This window comes from Psychroserpens damuponensis (assembly GCF_000826655.1).
GTDB lineage: Bacteria > Bacteroidota > Bacteroidia > Flavobacteriales > Flavobacteriaceae > Psychroserpens > Psychroserpens damuponensis.
In genome coordinates, this window is sequence record NZ_JXJO01000004.1 from 130,989 (window position 1) to 151,969 (window position 20,981).

20 protein-coding genes and 1 pseudogene are annotated in these 20,981 nt (G+C 32.5%); 16 read left to right on the top strand and 5 right to left on the bottom strand.

The genetic code is table 11. The features are described from left to right. Position 1 precedes the first annotated feature (1 nt). The 3 genes from purE to TD29_RS02965 all read left to right on the top strand — a co-directional run bounded on the left by purE (position 2) and on the right by TD29_RS02965 (position 3,542). Positions 2 to 484, top strand: a complete 483-nt coding sequence (purE, locus tag TD29_RS02955) for a 5-(carboxyamino)imidazole ribonucleotide mutase (RefSeq protein WP_040278794.1) — start codon at positions 2 to 4, stop codon at positions 482 to 484. 185 nt (positions 485 to 669) lie between these two features. Beyond that, positions 670 to 1,503, top strand: a complete 834-nt coding sequence (locus tag TD29_RS02960) for a hypothetical protein (RefSeq protein ID WP_152611448.1) — start codon at positions 670 to 672, stop codon at positions 1,501 to 1,503. Positions 1,504 to 1,505: 2 nt separating this feature from the next. Further along, entirely contained in the window at positions 1,506 to 3,542 is a 2,037-nt protein-coding gene (locus TD29_RS02965; protein ID WP_040278796.1) for a M3 family metallopeptidase, read from the top strand. A 69-nt stretch (positions 3,543 to 3,611) separates the two neighbouring features. Here TD29_RS02965 and TD29_RS02970 read toward each other — a convergent pair whose 3' ends face one another. Beyond that, positions 3,612 to 4,205, bottom strand: a complete 594-nt coding sequence (locus tag TD29_RS02970; protein WP_040278797.1) for a hypothetical protein — start codon at positions 4,203 to 4,205, stop codon at positions 3,612 to 3,614. Between the two features lie 190 nt (positions 4,206 to 4,395). Between TD29_RS02970 and TD29_RS02975 the strand changes: the two genes are divergently transcribed. The 9 genes and pseudogenes from TD29_RS02975 (at position 4,396) to TD29_RS03020 (ending at position 9,724) form a co-directional block, all read left to right on the top strand. Beyond that, positions 4,396 to 4,899 carry a GbsR/MarR family transcriptional regulator gene (locus TD29_RS02975; RefSeq protein WP_040278798.1) on the top strand — a complete coding sequence of 168 codons (504 nt, stop codon included), beginning with the start codon at positions 4,396 to 4,398 and terminating at the stop codon, positions 4,897 to 4,899. 55 nt (positions 4,900 to 4,954) lie between these two features. Further along, positions 4,955 to 5,233 (top strand): hypothetical protein, encoded by a 279-nt coding sequence (locus tag TD29_RS02980; protein ID WP_040278800.1) that lies wholly within the window; start codon positions 4,955 to 4,957, stop codon positions 5,231 to 5,233. 41 nt (positions 5,234 to 5,274) lie between these two features. Beyond that, positions 5,275 to 5,628 carry a hypothetical protein gene (locus tag TD29_RS02985; RefSeq protein ID WP_040278801.1) on the top strand — a complete coding sequence of 118 codons (354 nt, stop codon included), beginning with the start codon at positions 5,275 to 5,277 and terminating at the stop codon, positions 5,626 to 5,628. A 22-nt stretch (positions 5,629 to 5,650) separates the two neighbouring features. After that, positions 5,651 to 6,064: a hypothetical protein gene (locus tag TD29_RS02990; RefSeq protein WP_040278802.1), complete on the top strand. Its 414-nt coding sequence runs from the start codon at positions 5,651 to 5,653 to the stop codon at positions 6,062 to 6,064. A gap of 370 nt (positions 6,065 to 6,434) precedes the next feature. Beyond that, the gene (locus TD29_RS03000) at positions 6,435 to 7,259 is read left to right on the top strand and encodes a thiol-disulfide oxidoreductase DCC family protein (RefSeq protein ID WP_040278804.1); all 825 of its coding nucleotides are present in this window, start codon (positions 6,435 to 6,437) and stop codon (positions 7,257 to 7,259) included. Beyond that, a complete protein-coding gene (locus TD29_RS03005; protein ID WP_040278806.1) occupies positions 7,259 to 8,161 on the top strand; it encodes a TIGR01777 family oxidoreductase in 903 nt (300 codons plus the stop codon). Before TD29_RS03000 ends, TD29_RS03005 begins: the two co-directional genes overlap by 1 nt. Before the next feature lie 124 nt (positions 8,162 to 8,285). Continuing rightward, positions 8,286 to 8,771, top strand: a pseudogene (locus TD29_RS18760) (DUF2071 domain-containing protein). Positions 8,772 to 8,917: 146 nt separating this feature from the next. Further along, complete coding sequence (locus TD29_RS03015; protein WP_040278807.1) at positions 8,918 to 9,469, top strand: sigma-70 family RNA polymerase sigma factor; 552 nt, start codon at positions 8,918 to 8,920, stop codon at positions 9,467 to 9,469. 3 nt (positions 9,470 to 9,472) lie between these two features. Further along, entirely contained in the window at positions 9,473 to 9,724 is a 252-nt protein-coding gene (locus TD29_RS03020) for a hypothetical protein (protein ID WP_040278808.1), read from the top strand. On the opposite strand, the gene TD29_RS03025 is transcribed toward TD29_RS03020, so the two are convergent. Continuing rightward, on the bottom strand, positions 9,707 to 10,324 hold the full coding sequence (locus TD29_RS03025; RefSeq protein ID WP_316931847.1) for a UbiA prenyltransferase family protein: 618 nt from the start codon (positions 10,322 to 10,324) through the stop codon (positions 9,707 to 9,709). The genes TD29_RS03020 and TD29_RS03025 overlap by 18 nt on opposite strands. Before the next feature lie 338 nt (positions 10,325 to 10,662). Here TD29_RS03025 and gcvP point away from each other — a divergent pair, with 338 nt between their 5' ends. Both gcvP and TD29_RS03035 read left to right on the top strand, forming a co-directional pair. After that, positions 10,663 to 13,515 (top strand): aminomethyl-transferring glycine dehydrogenase, encoded by a 2,853-nt coding sequence (gcvP, locus tag TD29_RS03030; RefSeq protein WP_040278812.1) that lies wholly within the window; start codon positions 10,663 to 10,665, stop codon positions 13,513 to 13,515. A gap of 106 nt (positions 13,516 to 13,621) precedes the next feature. Next, the gene (locus TD29_RS03035; protein WP_040278813.1) at positions 13,622 to 14,680 is read left to right on the top strand and encodes a 3-oxoacyl-ACP synthase III family protein; all 1,059 of its coding nucleotides are present in this window, start codon (positions 13,622 to 13,624) and stop codon (positions 14,678 to 14,680) included. Here TD29_RS03035 and TD29_RS03040 read toward each other — a convergent pair whose 3' ends face one another. After that, positions 14,681 to 16,747: a T9SS type B sorting domain-containing protein gene (locus TD29_RS03040; protein ID WP_084203376.1), complete on the bottom strand. Its 2,067-nt coding sequence runs from the start codon at positions 16,745 to 16,747 to the stop codon at positions 14,681 to 14,683. Positions 16,748 to 16,919: 172 nt separating this feature from the next. On the opposite strand from TD29_RS03040, the gene TD29_RS03045 reads away from it, so the two are divergent. Together TD29_RS03045 and TD29_RS03050 are read left to right on the top strand one after the other, a co-directional pair. Then, positions 16,920 to 17,447 carry a methyltransferase domain-containing protein gene (locus TD29_RS03045; protein ID WP_040278816.1) on the top strand — a complete coding sequence of 176 codons (528 nt, stop codon included), beginning with the start codon at positions 16,920 to 16,922 and terminating at the stop codon, positions 17,445 to 17,447. Positions 17,448 to 17,505: 58 nt separating this feature from the next. Continuing rightward, positions 17,506 to 18,363 carry a glycosyltransferase family 2 protein gene (locus TD29_RS03050; RefSeq protein WP_040278817.1) on the top strand — a complete coding sequence of 286 codons (858 nt, stop codon included), beginning with the start codon at positions 17,506 to 17,508 and terminating at the stop codon, positions 18,361 to 18,363. 50 nt (positions 18,364 to 18,413) lie between these two features. Here the strand turns inward: TD29_RS03050 and TD29_RS03055 are convergent, their stop codons facing one another. Further along, complete coding sequence (locus tag TD29_RS03055) at positions 18,414 to 19,223, bottom strand: DNA/RNA non-specific endonuclease (RefSeq protein ID WP_040278818.1); 810 nt, start codon at positions 19,221 to 19,223, stop codon at positions 18,414 to 18,416. Further along, positions 19,223 to 20,875: an alkaline phosphatase PafA gene (pafA, locus tag TD29_RS03060; RefSeq protein ID WP_040278820.1), complete on the bottom strand. Its 1,653-nt coding sequence runs from the start codon at positions 20,873 to 20,875 to the stop codon at positions 19,223 to 19,225. The genes TD29_RS03055 and pafA overlap by 1 nt, the downstream gene beginning before the upstream one ends. Positions 20,876 to 20,981: the final 106 nt, after the last annotated feature.

Genomic DNA, 20,981 nt, shown 5'->3' on the forward strand with positions numbered 1-20,981 from the left:
TATGAATAAAGTAGCAGTAATCATGGGAAGCACAAGTGATCTTCCTGTTATGCAAGATGCCATTGACATCTTAAAAGAATTTAACATTGAGGTAGAAGTTGATATTGTATCAGCACATAGAACACCTGAAAAATTATTCGATTTTAGTAAAAATGCTCATTCTAGAGGAATCAATGTCATTATTGCTGGTGCAGGTGGTGCAGCCCACTTACCAGGAATGGTAGCTTCATTGTCACCTTTACCTGTAATTGGTGTGCCAGTAAAAAGCAGCAATTCTATTGATGGTTGGGATTCGGTATTGTCTATTTTACAAATGCCAGGAGGTGTTCCTGTAGCAACTGTAGCTTTAAATGGTGGTAAAAATGCTGGAATTTTAGCTGCTCAAATAATTGGTGCTTTAAATGAAGACGTACGCAAAACTATAATAGATTATAAAGAAAGTTTAAAATCTAAGGTAATAGAATCGGCTAAAAATTTAGCTTAATTTAATGCAAAAAAAAGTCTCGCTTTTACACGAGACTTTAGTGCTATTAATCAATATTACTAAACTTTTTTTATCAAAAATATTCAATAACTGTGCAAAGATAATTAATATTTGACACGAATTTCTTAAGGTTTAGTTAATGGTTTTCAAATACTTATGAACAACTTAAACAAATTTTAAAACAAATGAAATTAATTGTCTCTATAATTTTTATGTCTTTGACGCTTAATGTTTTTGGGCAAATTCCTGTGGAGCAATATAAATTTGAAATCTCTCAACTTAAAACAGAAACAGATTTTGATACGTACTGGAAAAAGTTATTAGATATAGATCAAATTACTTATATGCAACACACACATGATCCCATTAAAGGAGATTCTATTTCTGTTGACAATATGATTAGAACGGCACTCATTTTTGAAACAGATGGAAACAGTAGTTATAAACCCAATAATACAGTCCCTATTTTAAATTTAAGTCATAATTATATTGCAAAATCTAATTTAGCATTTTGGCCAATAATCATGCAAGTTAGAGAGGTTGGAGGAATTATCGATAGCTTTGGAGGCCAATTTCCTGCGTACCCACTTGAAAGTATATCATCAAATTTTTATGATTATTCTCTTTTTAATCAAGACGACAAATATGACCACCTACTAAATATTTTAAACACAAGAACCTATAAAACGGTGAGCCATGAACTCAACGAGATCTATAAAAATCAATTGAAGCTACAGCAACTTAAAATCATAGCGTCTATAGGTAAATGGACGAATAAACGATTTAAAGATAGAGAGTCACAAGGCTATTTTGAATTTGTAACATTAAGTGATACTAACCTATATATAAAGAGAAAACATAGACTCTTGAAATTAATTCTTTTATCTTCGGAAAATGGAACAGAAACCTACAAAATAGATCAAGAACCATTTGGCTGGACCTACACATTAACTAACGGAACACTATGCTTAGTTGATGACTTAAAAAACATATTAATTACATATAATACGCATAAATAAAGATGAATATTTTAAATTCTACATTCGATACACCATATCATACAGCTCCTTTTTCAAAAATTAAAAATGAGGATTATATGCCTGCCTTTTTAAAAGCAATAGAAAAGGCAAGAGCAGAAATTGATGCGATAACATCGTCTCTAGACACACCTACATTTAAAAACACGATTGAAGCCTTAGATTTTTCGGGAGAACAATTAGACCGTATCTCAAGCATCTTTTTTAACCTTAATAGTGCCGAAACGAATGATGACATTCAAAAAATAGCACAACAAGTATCTCCTCTACTCTCTGAGTTTGGAAATGATATCACTTTAAATGAAGAGTTATTTAAACGTGTAAAATTTGTGTATGATCAAAAGCCAACTTTAAATTTAACGACAGAACAACACACACTTCTCGATAAAAAATATAAAAGCTTTTCTAGAAATGGTGCTAATCTTTCCGAAGATAAAAAAACACGCCTTAGAGAAATTGACAAACAACTAAGTCAATTAAAACTTAAATTTGGTGAAAATGTTCTAGCCGAAACTAATGCATTTGAAATGCACCTTACCAATGAAAGTGATTTGGCAGGATTGCCAGAAGGCGCCAAAGAAGCCGCACAACAATTAGCAGAATCTAAAGACAAAACTGGTTGGATCATTACTTTAGACTATCCTAGTTATATACCATTTATGACATATGCTGATAATCGCCAACTTCGTAAAAAACTTGCTATTGCTGCTGGAGCCAAAGCGTTTAAAGGTGATGAATTTGACAACCAAGACAACGTGTTGCAAATTGCAAAACTACGTTATGAACGTGCTAATTTATTAGGGTATAAAACGCATGCGCATTTTGTGCTAGAAGAACGAATGGCAAAAACACCTCAAACGGTTGAGAATTTTTTAAACGAACTGTTGGAGAAAGCAAAACCTGCAGCTCAAAAAGAATTTAAACATTTAGAGCAGTTTGCTAAAGACCTGGATGGTATTGATAGATTAGAAAAATGGGATGGCTCCTACTACTCCGAGAAACTGAAGCAAAAACTGTTTAGTTTAGATGACGAGCAACTAAAACCATACTTTAAATTAGAAAATGTAATTGATGGTGTATTTACAATTGCTGAGCGTTTATTTGATTTAAAATTTGAAGAAATTGATACTATAGATAAATATCACAATGATGTTTTAACGTATAAGGTTACAGACCATAAAGGTAATTTGGTTTCTATTTTTTATGCCGATTTTTTCCCAAGACCAGGTAAACGTAATGGTGCTTGGATGACGGTTTACAAACCTCAATCAATTAAAAATGGTGTAAATGACAGACCACATATTTCTAATGTATGTAATTTTACTAAACCAACAAAAAGCAAACCTTCACTGCTAACGTTTAATGAAGTGACCACTTTATTTCATGAGTTTGGCCATGGCTTACATGGAATGCTTGCTAATACAACCTACCCTAGTTTATCTGGTACAAGTGTGTTTTGGGATTTTGTAGAATTACCAAGTCAAGTGTTAGAAAACTGGTGCTATGAAAAAGAAGCACTTGAGTTATTTGCAACGCATTATGAAACAGGAGAAGTGATCCCAATGGAATTAATAGAAAAAATTAAAGCCTCTGCAACCTTTCATGAAGGCATGCAAACCTTGCGTCAAATTAGTTTTGGGCTTTTAGATATGTCATGGCACGGACAAGACCCAACTGCAATCACCAATGTAAAAGCACATGAGTTAGAAGCTTTTGATGGCACAAAACTCTATCCTGATGTGGCAGAGAATTGTATGAGTACAGCATTTTCGCATATTTTTCAAGGTGGTTATAGTTCTGGATATTATAGTTACAAATGGGCAGAAGTTTTAGATGCAGATGCCTTTGAATACTTTTTAGAAAAAGGTGTTTTTAGTAAAGAGGTCGCTCAAAAATTCAAAGATAATGTGCTATCTCAAGGTGGAACTGAAGATCCTATGACCTTGTATAAACGCTTTAGAGGACAAGAACCAAAACCTGATGCCTTATTAAAACGTGCTGGATTGATGGTAAAAAAGTAAAGGCAACAGCCTTTACTTAAGCAGTTAAGTTTGATGTAGTATAGATTAAAATTGTAGCGTAAAATCTATTTACTTTTTTCTATTAAACCAAAAATCTATTAACGCAATATATTGACCTAAAACCACTTTATTAATATTTTTATCATTGCAATTGTTGTAACTGTGGTCTGGTGCATAATATTTATAAGAGTTGACTTTGCCATCTTGTATAATTGCAAAATTATATCCTGTCGCATCAGAGATCATACAAACAGGAGGTCCTGTTGCTGAGATTGTCTTAAAATTGTGTTGAGAGTATTTTAAAAAATTAAGAGTTGTAGACGCGTTTAGCTTATTTACCACTTGCTGTTTTTGCTCAGTAGTTAATTCTATTTTGGTTAATGTGTCTTTTAATGCTTTCTTTTTTCTTAAATAGGACTTCGGAAATTTTCTATTGTACAAAATAACATCTCCACTGTCCTTGAAAATATAATAACTTTTATGATCATATGCAGACCAACCACCTGTTAAATGCAGGATAACTCCAATATCATTTTTAGATAGAGTTATAGGAAATTCAAAGTCTTGACTTACGGTTTCACTTAGGTTTAAAGTGGGAAGCTCTTGAGAAAACATAAAAAAACAAGAAAAAGATATTAATAAGCTAAATAAGGCTGTTTTCATGGTATAACATTTGAAAATCGAATGTAACTAAAAAAAAATTGTCTGTAAAACATTTAATGTAAACGCCTGAAATAACTGAGGAGGTTACATTTCTGTAAGTAAGCAAAAATAATTTACACAAAATAAACTTTCAATAATTATTGAAAGTTTAAAATATTTAATATATTTGTCATGTTAAATACATATAACAGTGAATTACGACGACGCTAAAATGAAATTTGTAAGTACTTGGGGAAGCCTAGGCTCACTTTGGGGAATTAATAAAGCTATGGCACAAATACAAGCCTTGCTTTTTATTTCAATAAAACCCTTGTCTATGGAAGACATTATGGCAGATTTACATATTTCTCGTGGTAATACAAGTATGAATTTACGACAGTTAATGGATTGGGGAATTGTTACTAAAGAAATTATTCCTGGTGAGCGTAAAGAATATTTCACCACAGAAAAAGACGTGCAAGAATTAGCTAGAATCATAGCGAAAGAACGAAGTCGTAGAGAAATTCAACCCGTTATTAAAGTTTTAAAAGAGGTCTCCTCTATTACAGATGATGGAACTGAAAAAACCAAAGAACTCATTAAACAAACCAAAGCATTGCACGATTTAACGCAAACTGCAGATGATATGATTAATAAATTAGTAAATCAAAAGCAAAACTGGATTACTAAGTCAGTACTAAAACTATTTAAATAAAAAAATTTAAACCTAACTTTCAATTATTTCTGAAAGTTCTATAACACCATAAACTATGAAAACTATATTACAAATCTCAAAAGTTATTAATATTCTCGCTTTGTGCTGCTTAATTGGTCTCGCTTATGGGCTAGTTTTAACAGGAGCTCTTCAAGTATTAGCTGCAATTTTATTTTTTATTGCATTTCCGAAGGAAAAATTAATCTACATCTATTTCGCTGTTGTAGGCTTATTTTTTCTAATCTGGGAAGGCAATCCATTTGGGTGGCAATTTGTAATTATAGTAGGCTTAATGATCCTTTTAACGTATACCATTCACACCAAAAAAATTTAAAATCAACTTTCAATATTTTCTGAAAGTTTAAAACACCAATAATGAATTACAACATCCTTACTTATAGCATATACTTACCAATCATCGCTGTGATTATGGTAAAAGTTGGGTGGATGTTTTATACACATGGCGAAATTTTTTTAATGCATTTATATAAAAATGATGACACCATTGTAAAACCAATTAACAACCTATTACTTATTGGTTACTACCTCACAAATCTGGGTTATGCGATTATCACACTTGCTTTTTGGGAACAAGTAAATAATCTGCCACAAATGCTAAATACCTTAAGCGAACATTTAGGAATCATAATCATTGGTTTAGCAGTATTGCACTACAATAATGTACTCTGCCTTAATTATCTCGTAAAATCAAAACACTCAAAAAAATAAATCAAAAACTAAATATTATATCATGGAAAATTCTAAAATCATCATCGGTTACCTTGTTTATCTACCAATCGTAATTATCCTCACGATTTACGTTTCAAAAATGCTATTTAAAAACGGAAAGTACTTTATGCTAGACATTTTTAAAGGTCAAGAAGATATTGCATTGGCAACTAATAAACTCTTTGAAATTGGTTTCTACCTCATCAATATTGGTTGGGCTTTACTCATACTTAAAATTAGTTATCACAGTGCTTCGGAAATGAGCTCACAAACCTTAATCGAGATTTTGAGTAAAAAAATTGGCGGCTTTTCTATCTACTTAGGTGTCATGCTTTTCATCAATTTATTCTTCTTTTTTAGAGGTCGTCGTAAATCTAAACAGAGCTTAAAAAAAGTGACAAAGACACCTGTTTATGATGTAAGGGATGAACAGTAGAAAATGAACTTGAACTTGAACTTGAAATCGAAAACATGAAAATTTTACATTATAGCAACGTTATTTTTTATCTAGCAACTATAATTGCCTACTTATCAGAAGATAGTGCTCTACTTGGACTAACCTTTCAGTTTTTCTTCGGTATCATTCAACTCTCATATTTTTTAATATGTCGAGGCAGAGCAAACTCTGAGAAGATTAAAAGCCATTTGAATTTATACATTGCTTTAGTAGGAATGATAATATTAACTCTTGCTCTATTATTTAAGATTATGCATTTTGAAAACTCTGTGACACTAATAGTTATGACTTTCATACCAATGTCGATAGCAGCTTACTTCGTTTATATCACTTATCTAATCCAAAAACAATGAAAACACTAGAACACCACACCTTGCTATATGATGAGAATTGTCCGTTATGTCAAGTCTACACCTCTGGTTTTATAAAAACTGGAATGTTAGATCAAAACGGCAGACAACCATACAGTTCACTCTCTAATGACAATCTAGATTTCATTGACCTTGAACGTGCTTCAAATGAAATCGCTTTAGTAGACAACAAAAACAAAACTGTGATTTATGGCATTGATAGTTTGCTGAAAGTTCTCGGATATAGATTTCCAATTATTGAAAACATCGGTCAACTAAAACCGGTAAAGGTTGTTTTAAAAAAACTCTATTCGTTTATATCATATAACCGTAAAGTGATTATTCCAAGTGAAGGTAACACAACAAAAAAACTACAATGTATACCAAGTTTTAATGTAAAGTATCGTTTGTTATATATACTATTTGCAGCAATCGTCACCATGTTTACGTTGTTTCATTTTTCTAAAAACATCACACAATTACCACACGGAACGCTTTTAAGAGAAGGCATCATTACCATTGGCCAATTACTGTTTCAAGGTGTGCTAATTTATAAATTAGATACAAAGACGATTCTTAATTACTTCGGAAATGTGATGACCATTTCACTTATGGGCAGTTTGCTATTAGTACCTTTATTAATTATAAATTCTAGTTTTCAAATTTCAAAAACGACACTTTTAATTGGTTTTGGCATCACAATTATTATCATGTTTTTAGAGCATAAGAGAAGAGTGAAATTACTAAAATTACCAAGCTACTTAACATACACTTGGGTACTTTACAGAGTCCTTATTTTATTAACCATTTTAATACTAAAATAATGAATACAATAACAATAGCTGGAGGTAGCGGATTTTTAGGTCAAGTTCTAGAAAACTACTTTACAAAAAAAGGCCATACAGTATATATTTTAACCAGAACCGTAAAACGAGATAATGACATCTATTGGAATGCCAAAGATCTAGATAAATGGACTAACATTCTAGAACAAAGCGATGTGCTCATTAATCTCACAGGGAAATCTGTAGATTGTCGATATACAAACGACAACAAAAAGCACATTTTAGATTCTCGAGTAGATTCTACACATGCTCTAGGGTTGGCAATTAATTTATGTGATAATCCGCCAAAAGTGTGGTTTAACTCCTCTACCGCAACAATATACAGACATTCAACAGATAAACAAATGACCGAAAAAACTGGTGAGATTGGAGACGATTTTTCTATGAATATCGCTAAATCCTGGGAACAAGCATTTTACTCCATCACCAACCCAAAAACTAGAAAAATTGCGTTACGCACATCAATCGTAATGGGAAAACATGGAGGCGCAACAGAACCTTTAAAACACCTCACCAAATTTGGTTTAGGAGGCAAACAAGCGTCAGGTTTTCAAAAAGTAAGTTGGATTCATGAGCTCGATTTTGCAAGAGCCATAGACTTTTTAATTGCGCATAATAGTCTTGATGGCAATTTTAATCTAGCCGTACCAAAGCCCACAAACAATATCACATTAATGAAAGCTTTTAGAAAAGTGATGAACGTTCCTTTTGGCATTTCGCAACCCAAATGGCTTATAAAATTAGGAGCCAAACTAATAGGCACAGAACCAGAATTGGTTTTAAAAAGTAGAAATGTAATTCCGGAGCGCTTACTAAACAACAACTTCAAATTCTTACATACAAATATTGAAATTGCCTTAGATGACCTTATAAATTCTTAACATGAATTTTATAAAAGCCCATTAAAAAAATCTCATCCTTATTAATTATGAAATTTACCCAAATCTATTACAATCCTAAGTGCCATTAGGCACAAAACTAGAGAGTTTTAATGGCAACTATAACGTGAGTATCGTTGGATTCATGTTTATGAACACCAAAGAATTGAGTGTAAAATTACCAAATCACATCAATTTTGAAGACGTGAACCTCAGGTTTTATGTTAAACGACATGGAAAACGTGGTGTTGTTTTCATCAAAGAAATTGCGCCTAAGCCATTAATAACTTTAGTAGCTAATTCTATATATCATGAGTATTATTTTACTGCGGAAATGAAACATCTATGGACACAAAGTGACCTTTCAAAAACATTTGAATACTAATGGAAATTCAATAATAAATGGCAATCTATAGCTATAGAAACAGGCGCTAAGTTTACTGCAATGGCAGATTACTCTATTGCACAATGTATAACAGAACATTATTTTGGCTACACAAAACATAAAAACAAAACCTACAAACATGAGGTGGTACATCCATATTGGCGACAGTTAAAAGTGACGAATCATATGATAAATATAGATTTGAAGCTAAATATGGACACCGTTTAAACACTTAAATACTCTAGCACCTACATCTATAATTCTTGCAGAAGGGTCTGAGGTTAGTGTCAAGAACAAAAGAACCCTATAAATGTATTATTAGATTAACTAACAAATTTACATTATTTTTGAGGTAAATTTTTTCAATACTATAGATGCCAAAACATGTTATAGATCCTAATCAATGGATTAAATTATATTCTGATTATCTATTTAACTACACCATAACGCGTGTTAATGATAGAGAGATTGCTCAAGATTTAGTTCAGGACACATTTGTGGCTGGATTAAAATCTATGAAAAATTTTAAAGGAGAAGCGAGTGAACGTACTTGGCTCATTTCGATATTAAAAAGAAAAATTATAGATCATTACCGTAAAATCAATTCTAAAAAAGGGAAAGCCGAAGTTAGAATGTCTTACAACAGTGATGAAAATGAAGGTGATTGGCTTGAAGAGCGTGTTGCAGATCCTTTTGATAAAACTGCTGAAGACTCTATAGAAAACTCAGAATTAGGTGCTGCAATTCATGATTGTATTAGTAAATTACCAGAGAAACAAGCTAATGTTTTTAAAATGAAAACATTATTAAATTACGAAACTGAAGCTATTTGTAATGAATTAGAAATTACTGCGTCTAACCTTTGGGTAATCATACATAGAGCAAGAACCGCTATGGCTGCCTGTATGGAAAAAAATTGGTTTTAAATTATGAGTAAACTAAAATTAAGTTGTCAAGAAGCAAGTCATATTTGCGACAAAAATCAGTATAAAGAGGCTAACTTTAGAGAAAAAGTTATACTTACTATACATCTAATTTACTGTCGAGCTTGCCGCAAATACACAAGTAGAAACAGCAAATTATCAAAGTTAGTAAGCAATCCTAAAGTAAAAACTATGGATGTCTCTGCTAAAGAAAAATTAAACGCTGCATTTCAAAAAGAATTAGCTAATCACCAGTAAAATCCCTAGCCACACTATGGGTAAACTTTCTACCCAAAATGCACTATAATATTTGTGTTGGTTTTGTTTTGAAAACACTAAAAACAATAGTGTAATTAAAGAAACTATTATCGTGCTTATTAAAACGTTAATAGCTACATCATCTTTGAAGTAGTTCAACAAAGAAAATACAAGTAGTAACAACAAGCCGACAATTTTAGTCTGCTTTACTCCTATTTTCTGCGGAATCGTTGCCAATTTTAAATTATCAAAGTTTAAATCTCTAATCTCAAAAGGCAACATTAATACCAATACATAAAGAAAACGCTGTAATGCTGTTATTAGGATGTCATCCATAATATCAACATGATTATTTAGTAATGGCAAAAAAACAGTAACACCAGACCAAATTAATGCAATGATATAGACTTTGAGGCCTGCTATACTTCGTAGGTTTTTTTGTTGATCTAAAAATATTTTTTTAGGTAAAATAGGTATCGCATATAAAAAAGTAGCTAAACCAAAAACACCAATATAAATTAAGGTTTCAAACTCAAGTTTAGATGCAAAATAACACATGAGCATAAAACTAAATCCTGAAAATACCTGAATTGTTTTCAACCACTTTGCTAAACTACGATGATGAAATTTTGCTAAGCCAAAATACTTCACAAAATTATACCCAGTTATAGTAGCGAAAAAAACAAAAAAAAGTATGTTTTTATCATATGCAATATCAAACTGCAGCAATGTGATCCACGACAAAGCAAACACTGCTAAAGCAACATGGATACTACTATTAATATAAAAATCAAAAAGAGATTTTAAGACACGCATTATACAAAAATAGGCAAACTGTTAATAACCCATTATTTTGGTTGAAAAGTTTCAATTTCATTAACAAAATACCCTCAATATTTCATTAATTTTGCAAAACAAAACACAACTCAAATAACTTCATGAATACAGCAGATTTTTCACTACGTCATATTGGTCCAAGAGAAACAGATCAAAAATTAATGCTTGATGCCATTGGTGTTGATAGTTTAGAACAACTTATTTTTGAAACGATACCAGATGATATTCGTTTAAATAAACACTTAGACTTAGAGTCAGCTATGAGTGAATTTGAATATTCGTCACATATCAATGAATTATCTAAACTCAATAAAATTTATAAAACCTATATAGGCTTAGGATATCATCCCACGATTTTACCAGCAGTTATACAACGTAACATCCTAGAAAATCCAGGTTGGTATACAGCGTACACACCTTATCAAGCAGAAATTGCTCAAGGTCGTTTAGAAGCCTTATTAAATTTTCAAACCATGGTTATTGACCTTACAGGAATGGAAATTGCTAACGCATCGCTTTTAGATGAAAGTACAGCTGCTGCAGAAGCTATGGGAATGCTTTTCGCGATTAGATCAAGAGATCAAAAGAAAAGAAATGTCAATAAGTTTTTTGTTTCAGATTTAGTATTACCACAAACAATAGACCTTTTAGAAACTAGAGCAAATCCTATTGGTATTGAACTTATCATTGGAAACGAAGCAGAATATAACCTTTCTGATGAGTATTTTGGAGCCTTACTACAATATCCAGGTAAAAACGGACAAATCACAGACATTAAATCATTTATTGAAAAAGCAAATGCAGAACACATAAAAGTCGCTGTTGCTGCAGATATTTTAAGCTTAGTAAAACTAGAGGCTCCAGGTAAATTTGGAGCAGACGTAGTTGTTGGTACTACGCAGCGTTTTGGAATCCCAATGGGTTATGGCGGACCACATGCAGCTTATTTTGCAACTAAAGAAGCCTACAAACGTGATGTGCCTGGACGAATTATTGGTGTTACAAAAGATGTAAATGATAATCGTGCTTTACGCATGGCTTTACAAACACGCGAGCAACATATAAAAAGAGATAAAGCAACCTCTAACATTTGTACTGCCCAAGTATTATTAGCCGTGATGGCAGGAATGTACGCTGTATATCATGGCCCTAAAGGTTTAACACATATTGCAGACACAATAAAAGATGCAACATCTACACTAGCAAACGCCCTAGAAAAACTAGAATTGGAGCAAGTGAACTCACATTACTTTGATACGATACAAATTAAAGCAGATGCGGTAAAAACAAAGTATGAAGCCGAAAAAAGAGAAGTTAATTTTCACTATCCTGACACCAATACGGTGACAATTTCTATAAATGAAACTACTTCAATTTCAGATTTAAACGAAATTATAGACATTTTTGAAAGCGTTACAGAAAAGACTACAGATAGAATTGAAACGAGATCTGAGAATACAACAATTCCCGAGCATTTAAAACGTAAGTCCGATTTTTTAACGGTTGCTGTTTTTAATACACATCACTCTGAGACCGAATTAATGCGTTATATAAAAACCTTAGAACGTAAGGATTTAGCATTAAATCACTCTATGATTTCATTAGGTTCTTGTACAATGAAATTAAATGCTGCTGCCGAAATGTTACCATTAAGCACACCAAATTGGGGAAGTATTCATCCATTTGTTCCATTAGATCAACCTATAGGCTACAAATTGATGTTAAATGCTTTAGAAAACCAATTAACAGAAATTACTGGTTTCGCAGCCACGTCATTACAACCAAATTCTGGAGCGCAAGGAGAATTTGCAGGTTTAATGGTTATTAAAGCTTACCACGAATCTCGTGGAGACCACCATAGAAACATTTGCTTAATTCCTTCTTCTGCTCACGGAACAAATCCAGCAAGTGCAGTAATGGCAGGCATGAAAGTTGTAGTTACAAAAGCCTCAGAAAATGGAAATATTGATGTAGACGATCTACGTGAAAAAGCAGAATTACACAAAGATAATTTATCGGCATTGATGGTTACTTATCCATCTACGCATGGCGTTTATGAATCTGCTATTAAAGATATTACTAAAATTATTCATGATAATGGCGGACAAGTTTACATGGATGGTGCCAATATGAACGCACAAGTTGGATTAACAAATCCAGGAAATATTGGAGCAGATGTGTGCCACCTTAATTTACACAAAACATTCGCGATACCTCATGGAGGAGGTGGACCTGGAGTTGGGCCAATTTGCGTTGCAGAGCAATTAGTTCCTTTTTTACCAGGTAATCCAATTGTAAAAACTGGCGGTCACCAATCTATTACTGCAATTTCGGCAGCACCTTATGGTTCGGCATTAGCTTGTTTAATTTCATATGGTTATATTAAAATGTTAGGCCATAAAGGACTTAAAAAAGCTACAGAAATTGCCATATTAAACGCTAACTATATAAAAGAACGTTTAAAAGATCATTATCCAACGTTATATTCAGGAGAAAAAGGAAGAGCAGCACACGAAATGATAATTGACTGTCGTAATTTCAAAGCTAATGGTATTGAAGTCGTAGATATCGCAAAGCGATTAATGGATTATGGCTTTCATGCGCCAACTGTTTCATTTCCAGTTGCCGGAACAATGATGATAGAACCTACTGAAAGTGAGAGCAAACAAGAAATGGATCGTTTTTGTGATGCAATGATTTCTATTAAAAAAGAAATTGATAGTGTGAGTAAAGAAGATGCAAATAACACACTAAAAAACGCACCACATACCTTAGAGATGATCACTGCAGACGACTGGAATTTACCTTATACACGTCAGCAAGCAGCATTCCCATTGGAGTTTGTTAGGGATAATAAATTTTGGCCTAGCGTTCGTCGTGTTGATGACGCTTACGGTGATCGAAACCTTATTTGTTCTTGTGCTCCTATTGAAGCTTATATGGAAGAAGCATAATTAAACAAATTTGAACATCGTATAATTTGATTTTTTGAAAATTAACGTTTAATTTAATGTTAGTATATTGCCATGTTTGATTATGTCTTAAAGGAAACCCTAATTTATGAGTATTAAAATAACTGGAACTGGAAGTTTTATCCCTAGTAGAATTGAGAAAAATGAAGATTTTTTTAATCACGAATTTTTAAATGCCGATGGTTCTACTATAAATAGCACAAATGAAGTTATTGTTGAGAAATTCAAAGCCATTACAGGAATTCAAGAAAGACGTTATATAAAACCAGAATTATTAAACTCTGATATTGCGTTTTTTGCTGCAGAAAAAGCTATTACAGATGCAAAAATAGATAAGGAAACCTTAGATTACATCATTGTTGCACACAATTATGGTGACGTAAAACACGATGCAGAACAAAGTGATACTGTACCAAGCATTGCCTCTAGAGTAAAACATTTACTAAAAATTTCAAACCCAAAATGTGTAGGCTACGACCTATTATTTGGTTGTCCAGGTTGGATTGAAGGCGTGATACAAGCCAAAGCCTTTATTGCTTCTGGTATTGCAAAACGCTGTTTAGTGATTGGTACCGAAACCTTATCTCGAGTGGTTGACAAACATGATCGTGACTCCATGATTTACAGTGATGGTGCTGGAGCTGTAATCGTGGAAGAATCTTTAGAAGATGGTGGCATTATTGCGCACGAATCTGCAACTTACGCTTTAGACGAAGCACATTTTATATTCTTTGGAGAAACTAATAAACCTGAAACTACAGATCAACGTCGTTATATTAAAATGTATGGTCGTAAAATTTATGAATTTGCGCTAACTAATGTACCTCTAGCTTTAAAATCATGTTTGGATAAAAGTGGCTATAATATAAAAGACGTTAAAAAGATATTGATACATCAAGCTAATGAAAAAATGGATGAAGCGATTGTAAAACGTTTTTATAAACTTTACAATATGGATATGCCAAAAGGAATCATGCCAATGACCATAAATACACTTGGTAACTCAAGCGTAGCCACAGTTCCTACATTATACAACATGATTTTAAAAGGCGAACTTAAAGACCAAACCATCCATAAAGGTGATGTTGTTTTATTTGCAAGTGTTGGTGCAGGTATGAATATTAATGCGATGGTTTACAAACAGTAATTATCTTTTTAGACTAAAGTGTGATCTAAATTCTAATGGAGTGCCTTTAGAATTTCTGTATTCTACTAAATACCAATAATCACTTGATGGCATTTTAGAACCATTATAAGTTCCATCCCACCTACTATCGTTATTATTTAACGTTCTTAGCAGTTTTCCATATCTATCAAAAATAAATAGGGTATAGATACATTCATTAGATAATTGTTCTAAATACCAAGTATCCTTAAATCCATCTCCATTTGGAGTGAAGAACTTTCTAATTTTAAAACAATCGAATGAATTAAGACAACTTAATTCTAAAATTCCTAAATCTGCAATACAGTCATTAGCAACATCTAACAATTTGATATTTGAGTATATACCTGAACTCAAACCTGAAACTATAAAGAATCCATTATCGTTTGTTATTTGTGTAATTGTTTCATTAGAACCAATATTATAGGTTAAGGTATATTCTGTATTAGGAATTAGATTATAGATTACGATTTCTCCATCATCTATACCACAATCTGATAAATTTGTAAACGAAATCGATGCAGATAATGACGAAGACGTTAATTCTATGTCTCCAAGAGTATCTGTACAATCTGTAGCATCTTCTGTAACTGTAATCGCGCTGTAAATTCCTGCTGCTAAATTTGAAATTGTAATGTTTCCGTTTGCTTCGGAAACTTCTGAACGTGTTACTAAGGTGCCTTCAAAATTATAAGTTATGGTGTAGGTTGCATTTCCGCTTAAACCCGAAATGATGATTTCTCCATCATCTGTGCTACAATCTGATAAATTTGTAAACGAAATCGATGCAGATAATGACGAAGACGTTAATTCTATGTCACCAAGAGTATCTGTACAATCTGTAGCATCTTCTGTAACTGTAATCGTACTGTAAACTCCTGCTGCTAAATTTGAAATTGTAATGTTTCCGTTGGCTTCGGAAACTTCTGAACGTGTTACTAAGTTGCCTTCAAAATTATAAGTTATGGTGTAAATTGCATTTCCGCTTAAACCCGAAATGATGATTTCTCCATCATCTGTGCTACAATCTGATAAATTTGTAAACGAAATGGATGCAGATAATGACGAAGACGTTAATTCTATGTCTCCAAGAGTATCTGTACAATCTGTAGCATCTTCTGTAACTGTAATCGTACTGTAAACTCCTGCTGCTAAATTTGAAATTGTAATGTTTCCGTTTGCTTCGGAAACTTCTGAACGTGTTACTAAGGTGCCTTCAAAATTATAAGTTATGGTGTAGGTTGCATTTCCGCTTAAACCCGAAATGATGATTTCTCCATCATCTGTGCTACAATCTGTTGGATTATCAGTATCAATAATGCTATAATTTATTCCCAATAACTCATACACATCATCATCTGTAAGCTCTCTATTCCAATATCTAAAATCATCTATAGTTCCTTTAAAATAATCTGCGGAATTGGTTAAACTTCTGTCGTGTCTGCCGATAACTCCTGACAAATTAGAATATTGCAATTGACCACCTGAACCTGAATAATTACCTCCATTTTCAACACAGTCAATATATATTTTCATGCTTTGTGCTGAGTTTATAACAATTGTAATGTGGTGCCATTCATTAGGTTGAATTATTCCATTACTAGTATATGTTCGCCTAGAATTACCATTATAAGAATTTGAGCCGTCACCATAACTAATTTGATATTTCCCAGTACTACTTTGAATGTTCATATATGCACCAGTATTTACATTTTCCTCAAAAGAAGTATTAAATACGGTAGAATTTTCATAAGTTAAATCATCGTACTTTACCCAAAAGGCGAAAGAAACTGGTAAATTTGGTTTAAGTTCTATGATATTAGGTAAATTAATAAAATCATTAACTCCATCAAAATAAACAGCTGAATTAGGGTTTCCAAACCTGTCGTCACCAAATGTAGTTCCAAAAACAGTTCCATCGTAATTATTACCACTGCTATCAATAACATCTCCATTAAAAGGATAGTAAATTAACAAGTCATCTGAAAGATTTTGGCTATACGATTTACTTAAAACTAAAAGTGTGAAAAGAACCAATACTATCCTCATAGTAATTAAAAGAGTTTTACAGAATTTATGGATGCTTTTCTAAAATAAAAATAATTATCAACAATTAAACTGTAAACCACAAATGGTGTTATTATATTTGATCCAAAAATGTATAATAATTTAATTCTAAACTAATATATCACTAAATTTCTCGTTCCTGAAGAAAAGTAACATGTACGAAAACACATTCCCAAACAAACGATTTAAACACACGGTTGAGTTTTTAAAACAACATGTCAACACCTCACAATCTATATTAGATTTGGGTGTTGAAAATCCGTTGTCTGAGATTTTAAAATCACAAGGTTTCTCAGTTGAAAACACTTCAGGAATTGATTTAGACATAAATACTTCGGAAATTGAAAATTCTCAAACAGATGTTGTCACGGCATTTGAAATTTTTGAACATCTTCTCTCGCCTTTTACGGTATTACAATCTATCAAAGCAGATAAATTAGTAGCAAGTATCCCAATGCGACTGTGGTTTTCTTCAGCTTATAGAAGTAAAACAGATATGCGTGATAGACATTATCATGAATTTGAAGATTGGCAATTTGATTGGCTTTTAGAAAAAGCAGGATGGAAAATAATGGCTTCAGAAAAATGGACCAACCCAACCAAAAAAATCGGCATTAGACCTATTTTGAGATGGTTTACACCACGATATTATATTATTTATGCTGAACGAATTTCAGAATAAAAATTCGGTTTCTTTTTTGAATTATTAAAGTTTAACTTTGAACTTTAAATTACTACTATTGAACTTCTACATCATCATTCCTGCACATAACGAAGAAGATTGCATTGCTCAAACTTTAGAGTCTTTGGTGAATCAATCGTTACCTGCAAAACAAATTGTAGTTGTGAATGATAATTCTACTGATGATACGCAACAAATTGTAGAAAACTATGTCAATCAATATGCAAATATTTCGATTGTAAATTCAGTTTCTTCTAACAAGCATCTTCCTGGTTCAAAAATTATCAACGCATTTTACAAAGGTTTTGAAACCCTAGACCAAAACTATGATGTGATATGCAAATTTGATGCAGATTTAATATTTCCGAAGAACTACTTAGAGCAATTAGAATCTCATTTTCATCAAAATGAATACTTAGGTATGGTCGCTGGATTTTGCTATATAGAAAAAAGCAACAAATGGGTTTTAGAGAATCTCACACGAAAAGATCATATTAGAGGTGCGCTTAAAGCTTATAGAAAACAATGCTTTTTAGACATTGGAAAACTCAAACCATCAATGGGTTGGGATACGGTTGATGAGTTATTGGCAAAATATTACAATTGGGACTTATTAACCGACGAATCTCTACACGTTAAACATTTAAAGCCAACAGGAGTTAGCTATAACAAAGCATCAAAACACATGCAAGGTGAAGCGATGTACAAAATGCGTTACGGATTTACAATAACTCTAATTTCGGCATTGAAACTAGCCTACAAAAAGAAAAGCTTTATGCTTTTTAAGAATTATATGGCTGGTTATTTTAAGGCTAACAAGCAAAATATTACACAGTTAGTGACTGAAGAGCAAGGTCAATTTATTAGGAAATTGCGTTGGGATGGAATGAAAGGAAAATTGAAAAATTCTAACTAATATTATTTTGATAATGAGATCCTGAAACAAGTTCAGGATGAGGTTTATCTTCAGTTAAAACTCCAATATTTATAGCTACTAGAAGCCTCTAATCTATCCTCTAAACTATCCTCTAATTCTGCAAAAAAGTCAATACCAGTTAGCGCTTCAACCTTGTCAACCGATACCACAAATTTATAAAGCGGTTGTTTAGAATTCTCATGAGGCATTAAAAAAGCAATCATTTTAGTTTTACCAGTATTATTATCAATGAGCACTTTATAGAATTGATTAGGAACACTTACTTCTTCTTCACCTATGGTTTTCATATTTCCTTTTAAAATACCACCTGTGATCACAAAAACACCATCATATTTACTTGCCCAATATCTTACTTTTTGCTCAAGCGAATTCCAAACTCCTGCATTAAAATTATGTTGTTGCGGACTAATATTACTTGTTAAAAAAGTCTCATCATGTGCTTTTTGACTGTACTTTCTATCGCCTGCAGGACATAAATGTCCGCGATCATATCCAGATTTTTTATAGTTTTTCCAATGTGCTGCTCCAGTTTTTACAGCTTTATCAATTTCAAAATATGGCCTTTTAAAATTGGTACTAGATAAATGTGATTTTTTCAGCTCATAAGCTACCCATTCTGGTTGTTCATGAGGTTCACTGTATGATAATGAGTAGCCTTCATGATGCACAATTTGCCCAGTTGTACTTGTTGGTAAAAAGTATTCGTTGGTATTCGTTTTTACGTTTGCTCCCTCTTCAATAATCTCGTTAGTTTCTTCTACTTTAAGAAAATGTTCGTAACCATAAACTCCAAAAATGATGAGAATTGCTATTACAGAATAGAGTGTTTTTTTAGTCATTACTTCTGGATTACAAATCCTAAAGGTCGTCCTGTTGCTGCATTAGGAAAACTAATCCCTAAAAGTGCAGAGATTGTTGGAGCAATATCTGGAATTACTGTTTTATCATACGTTTCTCCTTTATTAATCCCTTTTCCGAAGAACAATAAAGGAACATGTGTATCGTAATTTAAACCGCTTCCATGTGTAGAACCTGTTTTACCATAAGAAATATATGCAGGATCTGCTACTAAAATAATATCTCCAGATCGTTTTTGGTTATACCCATTTTGCAATAAGGATTCGATACCAGTTGTAAAGTTAGAAGTAGTCATGGTATGAGCCGAAAACACTTTTTCTACATGTGCATAATTAATTAACTCATTAACCATTGTTTCTTGCACGTCATTAATATTCAAACCGAGGCTATCAATATATTTTCGGTTTAAAAATATTTGATCATTACTAACGTTCTCAATAAAATCTGAGGATTTAAATTTTGTATTTAGATAATCTGTAAAACGTGTTCTAGTTTCTTTATTGTTTAAATAACCAGATGGGATTTTCATAGATTGTAAAAACGATGGCACCTCTACAGCACCATGATCTGCAGTTAGGAAAACGGTATAATTACCTTCTCCAACTTGCGAATCTAAGAATTTTAAAAATCGTTCTATATCTTTATCTAAGCGTATGTAAGTATCTTCAATTTCTTTAGAGCTAACTCCAAAATTATGACCTACATAATCGGTTGATGAATAACTTAGGGTTAGTACATCTGTAATATCATCTTGTCCTAATTGCTCACCTTTTATGGCTGCTATAGCAAAATCTGTAGTTAGAGAATTTCCGTAGGGAGTCGCTTTTAAGATATCAAACCCACGATTATTAGCTGCTAATTGTTCTAAATCATAAGGAAATGTTGCTTTGTCTTTACCTTTAAAACCGCCTTCAAATGTATTTTCGTCGGTGCCGCTTTCTGTATAAGTTTCAATATCGTAATACGTATCCCAAACTTTCAAATAAGATTCTGCGGTATTTGACGTATTAAATTCTGAAACCCATTTTGGGAGTTCATTTCTATAAAATGTGCTCGTTATCCAAACACCTTCTTCTCTTCCATGAAACCAATATGCAGCATTTGCGGTATGACCTGCAGGTAAAATTGCACCTCTATCTTTTAGAGAAATCCCTATTGTTTTTCCATGCATTTGGGTAAATAATCGGTTCTCATCTGCGAAGCTTGTTGTTTTCATTCTATGAGGAGACATTTGGCCTGCGTCATCTTGAGTTCCAACAGATGACACATTAGAATCTCCTGCACAGTAAACCATGCTTTTAATTTCTTTATCATACCAATTATTACCAATAATACCATGATTTTTTGGTGTAGTACCTGTATAAACTGAAGCATGTCCTGGACCTGTATAGGTTGGGATATAATTAAAATGGTTGTTCTTGCAGTTAAAACCTTGGTTTATCATACGTTTAAAGCCGCCATCACTATATTTATTTTCAAATCTTGTGAGATAATCATAACGCATTTGATCTACAACTATTCCAACTACTAATTTTGGATTAGTGTCTTCTATTTTTTCTTCGGAAATAGGCTTTTGAGCATTACATGATGTTATTATCATTAGCACAAAAAGGCACTTAATTACTATTTTCATAAGCTTATTTGGATTGTTTTATTGATCTCGTTAGGACCCATTTTTTGAGAATTAGTTCTTTATAAATACACCTCATAAACGACTGATTGGTTTATAAGATTCAAAA